Annotated in this window: 15 protein-coding genes; 11 read left to right on the top strand and 4 right to left on the bottom strand. The window is 60.1% G+C overall.

The genetic code is table 11. From position 1 onward, the window contains the following. Positions 1-48: 48 nt before the first annotated feature. Together POF45_RS14335 and POF45_RS14330 are read left to right on the top strand one after the other, a co-directional pair. A complete protein-coding gene (locus tag POF45_RS14335; RefSeq protein ID WP_282315929.1) occupies positions 49-681 on the top strand; it encodes a 2OG-Fe(II) oxygenase in 633 nt (210 codons plus the stop codon). A gap of 2 nt (positions 682-683) precedes the next feature. Continuing rightward, positions 684-1,169: a 2-thiouracil desulfurase family protein gene (locus POF45_RS14330; protein ID WP_282315928.1), complete on the top strand. Its 486-nt coding sequence runs from the start codon at positions 684-686 to the stop codon at positions 1,167-1,169. Positions 1,170-1,298: 129 nt separating this feature from the next. Here POF45_RS14330 and POF45_RS14325 read toward each other — a convergent pair whose 3' ends face one another. After that, positions 1,299-1,883 carry a transporter substrate-binding domain-containing protein gene (locus tag POF45_RS14325; RefSeq protein ID WP_259497346.1) on the bottom strand — a complete coding sequence of 195 codons (585 nt, stop codon included), beginning with the start codon at positions 1,881-1,883 and terminating at the stop codon, positions 1,299-1,301. Between the two features lie 134 nt (positions 1,884-2,017). Here POF45_RS14325 and POF45_RS14320 point away from each other — a divergent pair, with 134 nt between their 5' ends. Further along, entirely contained in the window at positions 2,018-2,443 is a 426-nt protein-coding gene (locus POF45_RS14320) for a DUF4399 domain-containing protein (protein ID WP_259497345.1), read from the top strand. A gap of 62 nt (positions 2,444-2,505) precedes the next feature. Here the strand turns inward: POF45_RS14320 and serA are convergent, their stop codons facing one another. Then, on the bottom strand, positions 2,506-3,735 hold the full coding sequence (gene serA, locus POF45_RS14315; protein ID WP_259497344.1) for a phosphoglycerate dehydrogenase: 1,230 nt from the start codon (positions 3,733-3,735) through the stop codon (positions 2,506-2,508). A gap of 362 nt (positions 3,736-4,097) precedes the next feature. Between serA and POF45_RS14310 the strand changes: the two genes are divergently transcribed. The 4 genes from POF45_RS14310 to POF45_RS14295 all read left to right on the top strand — a co-directional run bounded on the left by POF45_RS14310 (position 4,098) and on the right by POF45_RS14295 (position 8,423). Next, positions 4,098-5,492, top strand: a complete 1,395-nt coding sequence (locus tag POF45_RS14310; protein WP_282315927.1) for an FAD-binding oxidoreductase — start codon at positions 4,098-4,100, stop codon at positions 5,490-5,492. A 22-nt stretch (positions 5,493-5,514) separates the two neighbouring features. Then, a complete protein-coding gene (locus tag POF45_RS14305) occupies positions 5,515-6,180 on the top strand; it encodes a fumarylacetoacetate hydrolase family protein (RefSeq protein ID WP_259497340.1) in 666 nt (221 codons plus the stop codon). A gap of 266 nt (positions 6,181-6,446) precedes the next feature. Next, positions 6,447-7,376, top strand: coding sequence for an SdiA-regulated domain-containing protein (locus POF45_RS14300; RefSeq protein WP_259497339.1), 930 nt, complete (start codon positions 6,447-6,449; stop codon positions 7,374-7,376). 129 nt (positions 7,377-7,505) lie between these two features. After that, positions 7,506-8,423, top strand: coding sequence for an SdiA-regulated domain-containing protein (locus POF45_RS14295; RefSeq protein WP_259497338.1), 918 nt, complete (start codon positions 7,506-7,508; stop codon positions 8,421-8,423). 127 nt (positions 8,424-8,550) lie between these two features. Here the strand turns inward: POF45_RS14295 and rpiA are convergent, their stop codons facing one another. Continuing rightward, the gene (rpiA, locus tag POF45_RS14290; RefSeq protein WP_259497337.1) at positions 8,551-9,225 is read right to left on the bottom strand and encodes a ribose-5-phosphate isomerase RpiA; all 675 of its coding nucleotides are present in this window, start codon (positions 9,223-9,225) and stop codon (positions 8,551-8,553) included. 348 nt (positions 9,226-9,573) lie between these two features. Here rpiA and ilvA point away from each other — a divergent pair, with 348 nt between their 5' ends. Both ilvA and POF45_RS14280 read left to right on the top strand, forming a co-directional pair. Next, a complete protein-coding gene (gene ilvA / locus POF45_RS14285) occupies positions 9,574-11,088 on the top strand; it encodes a threonine ammonia-lyase, biosynthetic (RefSeq protein ID WP_259497336.1) in 1,515 nt (504 codons plus the stop codon). Between the two features lie 39 nt (positions 11,089-11,127). Next, entirely contained in the window at positions 11,128-11,556 is a 429-nt protein-coding gene (locus tag POF45_RS14280; protein ID WP_282315926.1) for a DUF2269 domain-containing protein, read from the top strand. 122 nt (positions 11,557-11,678) lie between these two features. Here POF45_RS14280 and POF45_RS14275 read toward each other — a convergent pair whose 3' ends face one another. Beyond that, positions 11,679-12,335, bottom strand: a complete 657-nt coding sequence (locus POF45_RS14275) for a histidinol-phosphatase (protein WP_259497334.1) — start codon at positions 12,333-12,335, stop codon at positions 11,679-11,681. Positions 12,336-12,478: 143 nt separating this feature from the next. Between POF45_RS14275 and POF45_RS14270 the strand changes: the two genes are divergently transcribed. Both POF45_RS14270 and ptsP read left to right on the top strand, forming a co-directional pair. Then, positions 12,479-12,958: an RNA pyrophosphohydrolase gene (locus POF45_RS14270; protein WP_008064982.1), complete on the top strand. Its 480-nt coding sequence runs from the start codon at positions 12,479-12,481 to the stop codon at positions 12,956-12,958. 22 nt (positions 12,959-12,980) lie between these two features. Beyond that, on the top strand, positions 12,981-15,257 hold the full coding sequence (gene ptsP / locus POF45_RS14265) for a phosphoenolpyruvate--protein phosphotransferase (protein WP_259497333.1): 2,277 nt from the start codon (positions 12,981-12,983) through the stop codon (positions 15,255-15,257). Positions 15,258-15,339 lie beyond the last annotated feature (82 nt).

Here is a 15,339-nt window from a genome sequence, read left to right as displayed (position 1 = left end):
TATCAGCCCGCTGCGTGGCTCTGTCGGATTTGTGGGCACAGGAATACTATGCGCGCCATGCAAATACCCTCTGATCACCCGCTGCTGTTACGTATCGTCGACGACCTGGCTGCACGCGGCTGGTCGCAGCAGAATATTTTCCTGCCTCTGGGTCTGACCCAGGAACTGGCGGCTGAGTGCCGTAAACGCGCCGCCGAGGGTGAACTGGCGCCGGCCGCCGTGGGGCGCGGTCCGACGTCGGAGATCCGTGAAGGGATTCGTGGCGACCGTATCCAGTGGCTCGAGCCCGGTGAAACCGTGGCCTGCGACAGTTATCTGGAGTTGATGGACAGCCTGCGCGAGGCCATGAATCGCGGTTTGTTCCTCGGTCTTGAGGACTTTGAAAGCCACTTCGCCCTGTACCCGCCTGGCGCGTTCTACCTCAAGCATGTGGACCGCTTTCGCGATGACGATCGGCGCATGGTCTCGGCGGTGATCTATCTCAATGACGCCTGGCTGCCCGAACACGGTGGTCAGTTGCGCATGTACCTCAAGGAAGGCGTCGAATACGATGTGGTGCCCACAGGCGGTTGCCTGGTGGTGTTCCTGTCGGGCGAGGTGCCCCACGAAGTCCTGCCCGCGACCCGGGATCGTCTGTCATTGACCGGCTGGTTCCGGCGTCGTGGTAACGAGCCGTTCTGATCATGCACAAGATTCTGATAAGCCGCTGCCTGCTGGGCCACCGCGTACGTTACGACGGCGGGGCGAGTGGGCCGTTCGATCAACTTCAGCAGTGGATTGAAGAAGGTCGGGTGGTGCCGTTGTGCCCGGAAGTGGCCGGTGGCCTGCCGACCCCACGGGCAGCGGCAGAAATTCCTGGTGGGCAGGGCACCGAAGTGCTTGATGGTCGCCAGCCGGTGATGACCACTGAAGGCGAGGACGTCAGCGCCGAGTTTCTTTCAGGCGCGTATCAGGCGTTGGAGCTGGTGCAAAAACACGGCATCCGCGTGGCCGTGCTCAAGGCCAACAGCCCGTCCTGCGGCAATTTGCTGACCTATGACGGGACGTTCAGCGGGGTGAAGGTCAGTGGCGAAGGGGTGACGGCGGCGTTGCTCAAGCGTCATGGGGTGTTGGTGTTCAGCGAGTTGGAGCTGCCGCAAGCGGCTGCTGCCTTGGCAACCTTGAACTAAAGACCGACACAAAACCCATGTGGGAGCGAGCCTGCTCGCGAAGGCGGACTAACATTCAACATTGATGTTGACTGGTCGGGCCTCTTCGCGAGCAGGCTCGCTCCCACAGGGTCAGTGGACAACCTGAAATCACGGCTTGGCCGCAATCCCCGTATCCGCCCCCAACCACTTCTGCGACAACGCCTCCAGCCGCCCATCTGCCTTGATCCGCTGCAACGCGCTTTCCAGGCTGGCGTGAAACGCCGGGTTGCCCTTCTGAAACGGAATCACCAGGCTCACTGTCGGGCTGACTTTCTTTGCCTCATCAAACGACTGCGCCAGCACCAGCGGGCGCGGCTGCGGTGGTTCGTGGGAGATCGCCTGCTCGGTGGTGCGGGCATAGGGCTCGCTGAAATCGAAACGATCCTTCAAATCCGGGGTCAGTGCTATGTGGTTGATGGCGACGTCGTATTTGCCGGATTCAACACCGGGCAGCAACTCGGCGGCCTCGGTCACGACGAAGTCGGCGCGCACATCCAGCTCATTGGCCAGCAGTTGGCCCAGCTCGACTTCAAACCCGGCGAGTTTGCCGTCGTCCTTGAAGTTGAAGGGCGGTGTATTCGCCTCGAGTGCAATGCGCAGTTCGCCACGGTCGTTGATGTCGTCAATCAACTCGGCATGAGCCAAGGGGCTCAAAAGGGGTAGCAGGCAGATCAGGCCAGGCAAAAAGCGCATGGTCACTCCTTTGAATTCATTATCGCGCCGCGCTGTTCAGCTGCGCTTTGCTATGGTTGTCGAGTGCCTTCGACAACGAATGGTCATGAAGTTGTCATGACCGCGCGGATTTTACGGAAAAACTGGAGAAGAGAATGCAAACATTCATGTCACGTGCTGGTTTGGCTGCCCTGCTGCTGGGCGCTTCGATGATGGCCAGTGCGGCTACCCCGGCCCCGCAAGGTGCAGCAGTGAATATCGGCTCGCCAACAAGCGGCGAAACGGTTGGCAAGACGTTCAAGGTCAAGTTTGAAGTCAAAGGCATTGCTCTGGCTCCGGCGGGCGATGCCACCGCGAACACCGGCCACCACCACCTGCTGATCGACGCCAAGCAGATCATTCCTGCCGGTGCGGTTATCCCGGTAGACGCCAATCACGTGCACTTCGGCAAGGCCCAGACCGAAACCGAGCTGACATTGACTCCGGGTCAGCACACCTTGCAACTCGAATTGGGTGACAAGAACCACATGGCTTTCGATCCGCCAATCGTCTCGGAAAAGATCACCGTGACGGTGAAATGACTTTCCAGCAGGCATGAAAAAGGGAGCTCCGAGGAGCTCCCTTTTTTTCGCTCAAGTCGCTATCAGAACAGCACGCGGCAACGAATGGTGCCGTTGATGTGTTGCAGCTTTTCTTGCGCCAGGTCCGAGTACTCGGCATCGACGTCGATGACCACGTAACCGACCTTCTCGTTGGTCTGCAGGAACTGACCGGAGATGTTGATACCGTTTTCGGCGAAGACCTTGTTGATCTCGCTCATCACACCCGGGATGTTCTCGTGGATGTGCAGCAGACGGTGCTTGCCAGGGTGAGCCGGCAGGGCCACTTCCGGGAAGTTGACCGACGATACCGAAGTACCGTTGTCGCTGTACTTGACCAGTTTTTCCGCCACTTCCAGACCGATGTTGGCTTGCGCTTCCGCGGTGGAACCACCGATGTGCGGGGTCAGGATCACGTTGTCCAGGCCACGCAGCGGGCTTTCGAACTCTTCATCGTTGGAACGTGGTTCCACCGGGAATACGTCGATGGCCGCGCCGATCAGGTGCTTGTCCTTGATCGCGTCCGCCAGGGCGTCCAGCTCGACCACGGTGCCGCGAGCCGCGTTGATCAGGATGCCGCCTTTCTTGATGGCGCGGATTTCCTTCTCGCCGATCATCCACTGGGTGGCTGCGGTTTCCGGTACGTGCAGGGTGACGATGTCGGACATGCCCAGCAGCTCGGTCAGGTTGCCGACCTGGGTGGCGTTGCCCAATGGCAGCTTGGTCACGACGTCGTAGAAGAACACCTGCATGCCCAGGCCTTCAGCCAGGACCGACAGTTGCGTACCGATCGAGCCGTAACCGACGATGCCGAGCTTCTTGCCACGGATTTCGAAGGAGTTGGCCGCGCTCTTGATCCAGCCGCCACGGTGGCAGGAAGCGTTCTTCTCCGGGATGCCGCGCAGCAGCAGGATCGCTTCGGCCAGCACCAGTTCAGCCACGGAACGGGTGTTGGAGTACGGTGCGTTGAACACCGCGATGCCGCGTTCGCGAGCCGCGTTCAGGTCGACCTGGTTGGTGCCGATGCAGAAACAGCCGACAGCGACCAGCTTCTTCGCGTGATCGAAGATTTCTTCGGTCAGTTGCGTGCGGGAGCGAATGCCGATGAAGTGCGCATCAGCGATCTTTTCCTTCAGCTGGGCTTCAGGCAGAGAACCGGTGAGGTACTCGATGCTGGTGTAGCCCGCCGCCTTGAGGACGTCGACAGCCGATTGGTGGACGCCTTCGAGAAGAAGGAACTTGATCTTGCTCTTATCGAGAGAAGTCTTGCTCATCTGCGTAAACCTGTATCCCGGAGAAAAATGGCAGGAAATGGTCAAGGTGTCCTGCCTTACACGTCCTGTTCCTTTTTGACGGCGTCTGTTGCCGTCATGCTGCGTTGTCGCTCCTCGCCATAGCGGGCTATGACTCGTCGCGGCGCCTGGCCTGACGACAACAGCCACTCGTCAAAAGAGGAACGTACGTGTAAAGCAGGGCACTGGATGCTGACCCGGACGGCAAGAATACCGTCGCCGCAGAAAGCCCTTGGGCACTATCCTGCGGGGTCGATATGCTAGCATATGCACCCCGCTAAACACTCATTCCTGCGACGTGAAGCGTCTTCAGGATGACCATGAATTGTTCGAGAGTTCTGTCGATGACCAATCCTGCCCTGATTGATGAGCTGAAGACCCTGGTTGAGCCTGGCAAGGTGCTGACCGATGCCGACTCCCTCAATGCTTACGGCAAGGATTGGACCAAGCATTTCGCCCCGGCGCCATGCGCTATCGTGTTCCCCAAGACCACCGAACAGGTGCAGGCCATCGTGCGTTGGGCCAATGAACACAAGGTGGCGCTGGTGCCGTCCGGTGGTCGTACCGGCCTGTCTGCCGCCGCTGTCGCCGCCAATGGCGAAGTGGTCGTGTCATTCGATTACATGAACCAGATCCTCGACGTGAACCTGACTGACCGCACCGCCGTCTGTCAGCCGGGCGTGGTCACTGAGCATCTGCAGAACGTCGCTGAAGAAAAAGGCCTGTACTACCCGGTGGACTTCGCTTCGGCCGGCTCCAGCCAGATTGGCGGCAATATCGGCACCAATGCCGGCGGAATCAAGGTCATTCGCTACGGCATGACCCGTAACTGGGTGGCGGGCATGAAGGTTGTCACCGGCAAGGGCGACCTGCTGGAACTGAACCGGGACCTGATCAAGAACGCCACCGGCTACGACCTGCGTCAGCTGTTCATCGGCGCCGAGGGCACCCTCGGTTTCGTGGTCGAAGCCACCATGCGTCTGGACCGTGCGCCGAAAAATCTCACTGCCATGGTCCTCGGCACCGCCGATTTCGACTCGATCATGCCGGTATTGCACGCGTTCCAGAGCAAACTCGACCTGACCGCTTTCGAATTCTTCTCCGACAAAGCCCTGGCCAAGGTCATGGCCCGTGGCGACGTACCGGCGCCGTTCGAGTCCGACTGCCCGTTCTACGCGCTGCTGGAATTCGAAGCGACCACCGAAGAAGTCGCCAACCACGCCCTGGAAACCTTTGAGCACTGCGTCGAGCAGGGCTGGGTGTTGGACGGCGTGATGAGCCAGAGCGAAACCCAGTTGCAGAACCTGTGGAAGTTGCGCGAGTACATCTCCGAAACCATCTCCCACTGGACCCCGTACAAAAACGACATCTCGGTCACTGTGTCGAAGGTGCCGGCATTCCTGAAAGAAATCGACGCGATCGTCGGCAAACACTACCCGGACTTCGAAATCGTCTGGTTCGGCCACATCGGCGACGGCAACCTGCACCTGAACATCCTCAAGCCGGATGACCTGAGCAAGGACGAGTTTTTCGCCAAGTGCGCCACCGTCAACAAGTGGGTGTTCGAGACCGTCGAGAAGTACAACGGCTCGATTTCCGCCGAACACGGCGTGGGCATGACCAAGCGTGACTACTTGACCTACAGCCGCTCGCCGGTCGAAATTGAGTACATGAAAGCCGTCAAGGCGGTGTTCGACCCGAACGGCATCATGAACCCGGGCAAGATCTTCGCTGTTTGAATCAACGAACCAGGAGTCGGTAATGAGCTATCAGCACCAGTATGTCGACGGTACGCGTATTCACTTCCCGCTGGGCAAAGTGGTGTGCATCGGCCGCAACTACGCCGAACACGCCAAGGAACTGGATAATCCGGTCCCGACCGAGCCTTTGTTGTTCATCAAGCCGGGCAGTTGCGTGGTACCGCTGGAAGGCGGGTTTGCCATTCCGACCGAGCGTGGCTCGGTGCATTACGAGGCGGAAATCGCCGTGTTGATCGGCAAGCCGCTGTCGACCAAGCCGAGCCGCGAAGAAGTGCTGGACGCCATCTCCGGCTTCGCTCCGGCCCTGGACCTGACCTTGCGCGACAAGCAGGCCGAGCTGAAATCCAAAGGCCTGCCGTGGGAAGTCGCCAAATCCTTCGACGGCGCGGCGGTAATTGCTCCGTTCGTGGCCGGCAGCACGTTTGCCGACCTGACTGATATAGGGATTCGCCTGACCATCAATGGCGAAGTGCGCCAGGATGGCAACAGCAAGGACATGCTCAACCCGATCGTGCCGATGATCCAGTACATGGCCGGCTGCTTCTCGCTGCAGGCCGGTGACGTGATTCTGACCGGCACGCCAGTGGGTGTTGGCCCGCTGAATGTGGGCGACGACCTGGTGTTGGAACTGCCGGGCGCGAGCAGCTTCACCAGCAGCGTCCGCTAGCTCACACAAAACCTGTGGGCGCTAGCCTGCTCGCGAAGACGTCGGACCCGTCGACATCAATATTGACGGACACGCCGCTTTCGCGAGCAGGCTCGTTCCCACATTTGGTTTTGTGACCCTGCCCGCAAACCGAAATGTCCGGGCAGGGCTTTCCCGCCATTTACCGTTTTTTTCACATCCTGTCTGGATAATTCCGGGGCTCTGGCGTGCGACTTTGCCCGTTTGTGCTATTACCTTTAGCCTGAATTTCTGGAACGCATTCCCCGATGGCAACGCAACCGCTCCCGACTCTGCAACCCCCTCGTCGCCCACGCCTGCTGATGCGCTGGTATTACTGGCTGTTGCTGGCCGTTGTGGCAGCTTATGGCCTGGCGTTTGCGATGCATTGGGATGATCGCGGCGTCCTGTGGCTCCGGGAGCGTTTTGAAAGCCCCTCGGTGCGTCAGCAAAGTGTCTGGCTGCCGGATTACCGGGCAGTGATCGATGCCAAGCTGCTGCCGGGCATGGAAAAGGACGAAGCCTCGGATCTGTCTTACGATCCGCAGACCAAGACCCTGTTCTCGGTGATGGGCAAGAACCCGTTTCTGGTCGAGCTGACCCTGCAGGGCGACGTGCTGCGCAAGATGCCGCTGGTGGGCTGGGTCAATCCCGAAGGCCTGACGGTGATGGGTAACGGTCTGATGGCCATTACCGATGAGCGTGAACACATGCTGTCCATCATCAAGGTCGATGCCGACACTCGTGAGCTGAACCGCGACAACTTCCCGAAATACGACCTCGGCCCATCAAAAAACCAGAACAAGGCTTTCGAAGCCATCGCCTGGGACCCGCGCAATCAGCAACTGTTGCTGGGTGAAGAACGCCCGCCAGCGCTGTTCACCTGGAAAAGCGACGGTAGCCAGACGCTCAAGGGCGACAAGCAGAAACTGGTCAGCAATGAACTGGACATCCGCAACCTGTCGGCCCTGGCCATCGATCCGCGTACCGGCCATACGCTGGTACTGTCCGCCGACTCGCACCTGTTGCTGGAGCTGGACGAGAAGGGTGAACAGGTCAGCTTCATGACCCTGCTGGGTGGCTTCAACGGCCTGAACAAAACCATCCCCCGCGCCGAAGGCGTGACCATGGACGAAGCGGGTACGCTCTATATGGTCAGCGAACCGAACCTGTTCTACCGTTTCGAAAAACAGAAGTAATAATGCCCGATTCGCGTAGGAGCCGGCGCAGTAAGGGGTGATATTGTCGTTTAAGGCCACTGGCCATTAAGCTTGAATTCATGCGCTCGTGATATTTCATCCGCCCGCCCTGTTTTCGAGTTTGCCTGAATGCGTCGACTTGCCCGTCCCCAGCCCCTCATTTTGATCCTGTCGGTGATTGCACTGATCGCCTTGGTCGCGGTCGGTCAGTACCTGCGTCTGTTCGAACGCGGCTGGTTCAACCTGCATACCCTGTGGCAGCCGGTCAACGTTCAGTCCATTGCTCTGGACCAGTATCAGGTCTCGGTCGAAGCGCGGGTGATCGAAGGGCTGAACAAAGATGTGTCGGCCCTGACCTACGATCCGGTGCGTAAAAGTCTGTTCACAGTGACCAACAAAAACGCCGAGCTGATCGAGTTGTCCCTGGACGGCAAGATCCTGCGGCGTGTGGCGTTGATTGGTTTTGGCGACGCGGAAGCCGTGGAATTCATCAGCGCCGACACTTATGTGGTCAGCGACGAACACCAGCAGCGGCTGATCAAGATTCACCTGGAGGAGGGCACGACCTTCCTCGACGCCGCGGAGGCTGAACAGATGACCCTCGGCGTGCACGCCGGCGGCAACAAGGGGTTTGAAGGCCTGGCCTATGACTCGGTGGGCAAGCGGCTGTTTGTCGCCAAGGAACGCGACCCGATGCTGGTCTATGAAGTACAGGGCTTCCCTCATTACAACCCGGAAAAATCCTATTCGGTGCACGTGATCAACAACCCCAAGCGCGATGCCGGGATGTTCGTGCGCGATCTGTCGAGCCTGCAATACGACGAGCGCAGCGGCCATTTGATGGCGCTGTCGGATGAGTCAAGGTTGATTCTGGAACTGGATATCGACGGTCGGCCATTGAGCACGATGTCACTGAGCAAGGGGCGCCAGGGCCTGCAAAAGACCGTGCCGCAAGCGGAAGGCATTGCGATGGATGACGAGGGGACGTTGTACCTGGTGAGCGAGCCGAATCTGTTTTACGTCTTCAAGAAACCAACACAAAACTAGTCAACACCACACAAACCAATGTGGGAGCGAGCCTGCTCGCGAAGGGGCCGTGTCAGCCGATGAAGATATCGAATGACACACCGCCTTTGCGAGCAAGCCCACTCCCACATTTTGATTGGCGTGTGCCTTATTTGGCGCGCAGGGTTTTCACGCCTTCTTTGGTCCCCAACAACAGCAAATCTGCCGGACGTGCCGCAAACAACCCATTGGTCACTACGCCGACGATCGCATTGATCTGCGTCTCCAGTTCCACCGGGTTGGTGATCTGCATGTTGAACACGTCGAGGATGATGTTGCCGTTGTCGGTCAGCACGCCTTCACGGTAAACCGGGTCGCCGCCCAGCTTCACCAGCTCGCGGGCGACGTGGCTGCGGGCCATCGGGATCACTTCCACCGGCAACGGGAACGCGCCGAGTACCGGCACCAGTTTGCTGCCGTCGGCGATGCAGATGAAGGTCTTGGCCACGGCCGCGACGATCTTCTCGCGGGTCAGGGCTGCGCCGCCGCCTTTGATCAGGTTCAGGTGTTCGTCGCTTTCGTCGGCGCCATCGACATAGAACTCCAGGTCGCTGACCGTATTGAGTTCATACACCGGAATGCCGTGGCCCTTCAGGCGCGCAGCCGTGGCTTCGGAGCTGGCAACCGCGCCATCGAAAGCACCTTTGTGTTTGGCCAGGGCGTCGATGAAGCAGTTGGCGGTAGAACCGGTGCCGACCCCGACGATGCTCTTGTCATCGAGTTTCGGGAGGATGAAGTCGACGGCGGCTTGGGCCACTGCCTGTTTGAGTTGATCCTGGGTCATGCGGGCTCCGAGGTGCCGAAGGGGGACGAAAGGCCGGCATTATAGGCGCCAGGGCGGGGAAGGTCATTGCCCGATTGGCTGATGAGGTGCGCGGGGAGCGATGCGGTCCCTGTGGCGAGGGAGCTTGCTCGCGCTAGGCTGCGCAGCAGTCGCAAAACCTGCTTGCAGGGTATGTCTGAAAGAATGCAGGGGGGGACCGCTTCGCGCTCCAGCGGGAGCAAGCTCCCTCGCCACAATGAGTCGGTGGAATACAGGAGGGGTTTAAAACCCCCTGTTTAGTGTGGTCGCCCGGACGAAAGCCGGGTTAGACTCCTTGGCCCTGCCCAACCCGCTCAGTGATGCTTTCCGATGCTCGAACAGTACGTCAAGAAGATCCTCACCTCGCGCGTTTATGACGTTGCCGTAGAAACCCCGTTGCAGACTGCTCGCCAGCTCTCCGAGCGGCTGGGCAATAACATCTGGCTCAAGCGCGAAGACTTGCAGCCGGTGTTTTCCTTCAAGATTCGCGGTGCCTACAACAAGCTGACGCAGCTGAGCGATGAAGAACGCGCTCGCGGCGTGGTCACCGCGTCGGCAGGCAACCACGCACAAGGCCTGGCCCTGGCCGCGAAAGTGTTGGGCGTGAAAGCCACCATCGTGATGCCCAAGACCACCCCGGAGATCAAGGTCGAGGGCGTGCGTTCCCGTGGCGGCAAAGTGGTGCTGCACGGCGATACGTTCCCGGAAGCGCTGGCCTACTCGCTGAAACTGGTCGATGAAAAGGGCTACGTCTATATCCATCCGTACGACGATCCCCACACCATCGCCGGGCAGGGCACCGTGGCCATGGAAATCCTGCGCCAGCACCCTGGCCGCCTGGACGCGATTTTTGTCCCGGTAGGCGGTGGCGGCCTGATCGCCGGTATTGCGGCGTACGTGAAATACCTGCGCCCGGAAATCAAGATCATCGGCGTCGAGCCCGACGACTCCAACTGCCTGCAAGCCGCGATGGCGGCGGGCGAGCGCGTGATTCTGCCGACCGTGGGCATCTTTGCCGACGGTGTCGCGGTGGCGCAGATCGGTCAGCATACCTTCGACATCTGCAAGCACTATGTCGATGAAGTGATCACCGTCAGCACCGATGAGATCTGTGCGGCGATCAAGGACATCTACGACGATACCCGCTCGATCACCGAACCTGCCGGCGCCCTGGGCGTGGCCGGGATCAAGAAATACGTGGAGCTGAACGGCGTCACCGGCCATACCTTCGTGGCCATCGACTCCGGCGCCAACGTCAACTTCGACCGCCTGCGCCACGTTGCCGAACGCGCCGAACTGGGCGAAGGCCGCGAAGCGATCATCGCCGTGACCATCCCCGAGAAACCGGGCAGCTTCAAGGCGTTCTGCGAGGCCGTCGGCAAGCGCCAGATCACTGAATTCAACTACCGCTACAACACCGGCAGCGAAGCGCACATCTTCGTTGGCGTGCAGACGCACCCGGAAACCGACCCACGCAGCGCGCTGATCGCCAGTCTGAGCGAGCAGGGTTTCCCGGTGCTGGACCTGACCGACAACGAATTGGCCAAGCTGCACATTCGCCACATGGTCGGCGGCCACGCGGCCCATGTGATTGATGAAGTGGTGCTGCGCTTCGAATTCCCGGAGCGGCCAGGCGCGCTGTTCAACTTCCTCAACAAACTGGGCGGGCGCTGGAACATCTCGATGTTCCACTACCGCAACCACGGCGCGGCGGATGGCCGTGTGGTCGCCGGCCTGCAAGTGCCCCACGAGGAACGTCATCTGGTGCCGGCGGCGTTGGAAGAAATCGGCTACCCGTACTGGGACGAAAGCGACAACCCGGCCTATCAGCTGTTTCTCGGCTGAGCGGCTACGCTGATGGGCAGCTCATAAGGAAATCGAACAATGGAAACGTTAACCGCCCTCAAAACCGGGCACATGGTCGCGACTGCAGTGCTGTTGCTCTGTGCGCTGGGGCTGGCGATCCGGGTCTGGCGCACGCGGCGCAACGGTGATGCGAACGCTGCGGGCCATACGTTGCAGCGGCCATGGGTATTTGTCTGGCTGTTGATGGGGCTGGCGCTGCTGAGCATGCCCTTCACCGGCTGGTGGATGGTGCATCTGGTGGGCTGGCCACTGGGGCAGACGTGGCTTCTGGCTTCCAGTGTGCTGTACACCGTGGCGGCGCTGGGCTGGTTCTGGTTGCTGGTGCGGCTGAGCAAGTTGCGCAAGGCGACGGGGGCGGGCAACGGGAAGTTCACCTTTGCCTTGGCGTTGTTCAGCTTTGTCTGCTTTATCGCGATTGCGGGGTTGATGGGCGCCAAGCCGGTTTAAGGCTTCAGACCGCGTTGGCCCCTTCGCGAGCAGGCTCGCTCCCACATTAGATCTTCAGTGAGCACAGATTTTGTGAACAAAGCAGATCCAGTGTGGGAGCGAGCCTGCTCGCGAAAGCGGTTTCAGTCGCGCAGACTCATCACCGGCCATCCACGCTTTTCAGCCTCAGCCCGCAGATTCGGATCCGGATCAACCGCCACCGCATGCGTCACCTGCTCCAGCAACGGCAAATCATTCATCGAATCACTGTAGAAATAACTGCCTTGCAGCGAATACCCGGTCTCTTCCAGCCAGCGATTGAGCCGTGTCACCTTGCCCTCGCGAAAGCACGGAATGTCGGTACTGCGCCCGGAATAACGGCCATCAATCATTTCGCATTCGGTGGCGATCAAGGTTTCAACGCCCAGACGCTGGGCAATCGGCCCGGTGACGAAGCGGTTGGTGGCGGTGATGATCACCAGCTTGTCGCCAGCCGCACGGTGTTTGGCCAGCAATTCGAGCGCCTTGGGCAGCATGATCGGTTCGATGCAGTCGCGCATGTAGTCGCGGTGCCATTCATCGAGCTGGGCCATGTCGGTGCGGCCAAGGATTTCCAGGCAGAAGTTCAGGTATTCGGCGTTGTCCAGCGTGCCGGCCAGGTAGTCCTGGTAGAACTCGTCGTTGCGTGCCTTGTAGGCCACGGCGTCGAGGATGCCCCGTTCGCACAGGTAATCGCCCCAGGCGTGGTCACTGTCACCGCCCAGAAGCGTGTTGTCCAAGTCGAATAAAGCCAGGCGCATTGCAGTTACTCGCTGAAAAGTCTGTAGAAAGGCGTCCAGAATACGTACTTTTCACAAGAGTGCACATAAGGTAGGCCGGCTCGTTGCTGCCTTCACAACCTTTGTGGAACAATGCGGCAACATGCGTTTGCGAGGTTGTTGCCGTGATCGACCCCGATGGTTTCCGCCCCAATGTCGGGATCATTCTCACGAATGATGCTGGCCAGGTGCTATGGGCTCGCCGTATCAATCAAGATGCCTGGCAGTTTCCTCAGGGCGGAATCAATCCCCAGGAGACGCCGGAAGACGCCTTGTACCGCGAGTTGAACGAAGAAGTGGGTCTAGAGCGCGAAGATGTTGAAATTCTCGCCTGCACCCGGGGCTGGTTGCGCTATCGTTTGCCGCAACGTCTGGTCCGTACCCACAGCCAACCGCTGTGCATCGGCCAGAAACAGAAATGGTTTCTCCTGCGCCTGGTCTCCAACGAGCAGCGGGTGCGGATGGATTTGACCGGTAAACCGGAATTCGATGGCTGGCGCTGGGTCAGTTATTGGTATCCGTTGGGCCAGGTGGTGACATTCAAGCGCGAGGTGTATCGACGCGCTCTCAAAGAGCTTGCCCCGCGCCTTTTAGCGCGCGACTGACGACGGAGTTCGACCCCGAGCCATGCTCAATACGCTGCGCAAGATCGTCCAGGAAGTTAACTCCGCCAAGGATCTCAAGGCGGCGTTGGGGATTATTGTGTTGCGCGTCAAAGAGGCCATGGGCAGCCAGGTCTGCTCGGTCTACCTGCTTGATCCAGAGACCAACCGCTTCGTACTGATGGCCACCGAGGGCTTGAACAAGCGCTCGATCGGCAAGGTCAGCATGGCACCCAACGAAGGTCTGGTCGGCCTGGTCGGCACGCGTGAAGAACCCCTGAACCTCGAGAACGCCGCGGATCACCCGCGCTACCGCTACTTTGCCGAAACCGGTGAAGAACGCTACGCCTCGTTCCTTGGGGCCCCCATCATTCACCACCGCCGCGTTGTCGGGGTGTTGGTCATTCAGCAAAAAGAACGTCGCCAGTTCGATGAAGGTGAAGAAGCCTTCCTCGTGACCATGAGCGCGCAGCTTGCCGGCGTTATCGCCCACGCCGAGGCCACCGGTTCGATCCGTGGCCTGGGCCGTCAGGGCAAAGGCATCCAGGAAGCCAAGTTCGTCGGCGTACCCGGTTCGCCGGGTGCAGCGGTCGGTACGGCGGTGGTCATGTTGCCGCCGGCGGATCTGGATGTGGTGCCGGACAAGGCGATCAGCGACATCGACGCGGAACTGAAGCTGTTCAAGACCGCCATCGAAGGCGTACGCGCCGACATGCGCGCCTTGTCCGCCAAGCTCGCGACGCAGTTGCGTCCAGAAGAGCGCGCACTGTTCGACGTCTACCTGATGATGCTCGACGATGCCTCGCTGGGCAGCGAAGTCACCACTGTGATCAAGACCGGTCAGTGGGCCCAGGGCGCGTTGCGTCAGGTGGTCACCGATCACGTCAACCGTTTCGAACTGATGGACGACGCCTACCTGCGTGAGCGCGCCTCGGACGTCAAGGACCTCGGTCGCCGCCTGCTCGCCTACTTGCAGGAAGAGCGCCAGCAGACCCTGGTCTACCCCGACAACACCATTCTGATCAGCGAAGAACTGACGCCGGCGATGCTCGGCGAGGTGCCGGAAGGCAAGCTGGTCGGTCTGGTGTCGGTACTCGGTTCCGGCAACTCCCACGTCGCGATCCTGGCGCGAGCCATGGGCATTCCGACGGTGATGGGCCTGGTCGACTTGCCGTACGCCAAGGTCGACGGCATCCAGATGATCGTCGACGGTTATCACGGCGAGGTCTACACCAACCCCAGCGACGTGCTGCGCAAGCAGTTCGCCGAGGTGGTCGAGGAAGAGAAACAACTGGCACTGGGGCTGGACGCGTTGCGCGACCTGCCGTGCGTGACCGTCGATGGCCACCGCATGCCGCTGTGGGTCAACACCGGCCTGCTGGCGGATGTGGCGCGGGCGCAGAAGCGCGGCGCCGAGGGCGTGGGCCTGTACCGCACCGAAGTGCCGTTCATGATCAACCAGCGTTTCCCGAGTGAGAAGGAGCAGCTGGCGATCTATCGCGAGCAACTCGCCGCCTTCCACCCGCAACCGGTGACCATGCGCAGCCTGGACATTGGCGGCGACAAGTCACTGTCGTATTTCCCGATCAAAGAGGACAACCCGTTCCTCGGCTGGCGCGGGATTCGCGTCACGCTGGATCACCCGGAGATCTTCCTGGTCCAGGCCCGCGCCATGCTCAAGGCCAGCGAAGGCCTGAACAACCTGCGGATCCTGCTGCCGATGATCTCCGGCACGCATGAACTCGAAGAAGCGCTGCACCTGATTCACCGCGCCTGGGGCGAAGTTCGCGACGAAGGCACTGACGTGCCGATGCCGCCGATTGGCGTGATGATCGAGATTCCAGCGGCGGTTTATCAGACCCGGGAACTGGCGCGGATGGTGGACTTCCTGTCGGTCGGCTCCAACGACCTGACCCAGTACCTGCTGGCCGTGGACCGCAACAACCCGCGTGTGGCAGATCTTTACGACTACCTGCACCCGGCGGTGCTGCAAGCCTTGCAGAACGTGGTGCGTGACGCCCATGCCGAAGGCAAGCCAGTCAGCATCTGCGGTGAAATGGCCGGTGACCCGGCGGCGGCGGTGTTGTTGATGGCGATGGGGTTCGACAGTCTGTCGATGAACGCCACCAACTTGCCGAAGGTGAAATGGATGTTGCGCCAGATCAACCTGAGCAAGGCCAAGGAATTGCTCGCCGAGCTGATGACCATCGACAACCCGCAAGTTATCCACAGCTCGCTGCAATTGGCGCTGAAGAACCTTGGGTTGGCGCGGATCAATCCGTCTTCGGTCAAGACCCTCTAATCTGGCCTTTGTGGCGAGGGAGCTTGCTCCCGCTGGAGCGCGAAGCACTCCCAAGCCGGCTAACGCGTTCTTTCTGGAAGAT

This window comes from Pseudomonas fungipugnans (assembly GCF_029955235.1).
Classification (GTDB): Bacteria; Pseudomonadota; Gammaproteobacteria; order Pseudomonadales; family Pseudomonadaceae; genus Aquipseudomonas; species Aquipseudomonas fungipugnans.
Note: the sequence above shows the minus strand (reverse complement) of the source record. Positions and strands in the feature narration are given on the sequence as shown.

Coding starts and splice junctions, on each gene's coding strand:
- POF45_RS14335 (WP_282315929.1), top strand. CDS start 49: ATGCGCGCCATGCAAATACCCTCTGATCACCCGCTGCTGTTACGTATC.
- POF45_RS14330 (WP_282315928.1), top strand. CDS start 684: ATGCACAAGATTCTGATAAGCCGCTGCCTGCTGGGCCACCGCGTACGT.
- POF45_RS14325 (WP_259497346.1), bottom strand. CDS start 1,883: ATGCGCTTTTTGCCTGGCCTGATCTGCCTGCTACCCCTTTTGAGCCCC.
- POF45_RS14320 (WP_259497345.1), top strand. CDS start 2,018: ATGCAAACATTCATGTCACGTGCTGGTTTGGCTGCCCTGCTGCTGGGC.
- serA (WP_259497344.1), bottom strand. CDS start 3,735: ATGAGCAAGACTTCTCTCGATAAGAGCAAGATCAAGTTCCTTCTTCTC.
- POF45_RS14310 (WP_282315927.1), top strand. CDS start 4,098: ATGACCAATCCTGCCCTGATTGATGAGCTGAAGACCCTGGTTGAGCCT.
- POF45_RS14305 (WP_259497340.1), top strand. CDS start 5,515: ATGAGCTATCAGCACCAGTATGTCGACGGTACGCGTATTCACTTCCCG.
- POF45_RS14300 (WP_259497339.1), top strand. CDS start 6,447: ATGGCAACGCAACCGCTCCCGACTCTGCAACCCCCTCGTCGCCCACGC.
- POF45_RS14295 (WP_259497338.1), top strand. CDS start 7,506: ATGCGTCGACTTGCCCGTCCCCAGCCCCTCATTTTGATCCTGTCGGTG.
- rpiA (WP_259497337.1), bottom strand. CDS start 9,225: ATGACCCAGGATCAACTCAAACAGGCAGTGGCCCAAGCCGCCGTCGAC.
- ilvA (WP_259497336.1), top strand. CDS start 9,574: ATGCTCGAACAGTACGTCAAGAAGATCCTCACCTCGCGCGTTTATGAC.
- POF45_RS14280 (WP_282315926.1), top strand. CDS start 11,128: ATGGAAACGTTAACCGCCCTCAAAACCGGGCACATGGTCGCGACTGCA.
- POF45_RS14275 (WP_259497334.1), bottom strand. CDS start 12,335: ATGCGCCTGGCTTTATTCGACTTGGACAACACGCTTCTGGGCGGTGAC.
- ptsP (WP_259497333.1), top strand. CDS start 12,981: ATGCTCAATACGCTGCGCAAGATCGTCCAGGAAGTTAACTCCGCCAAG.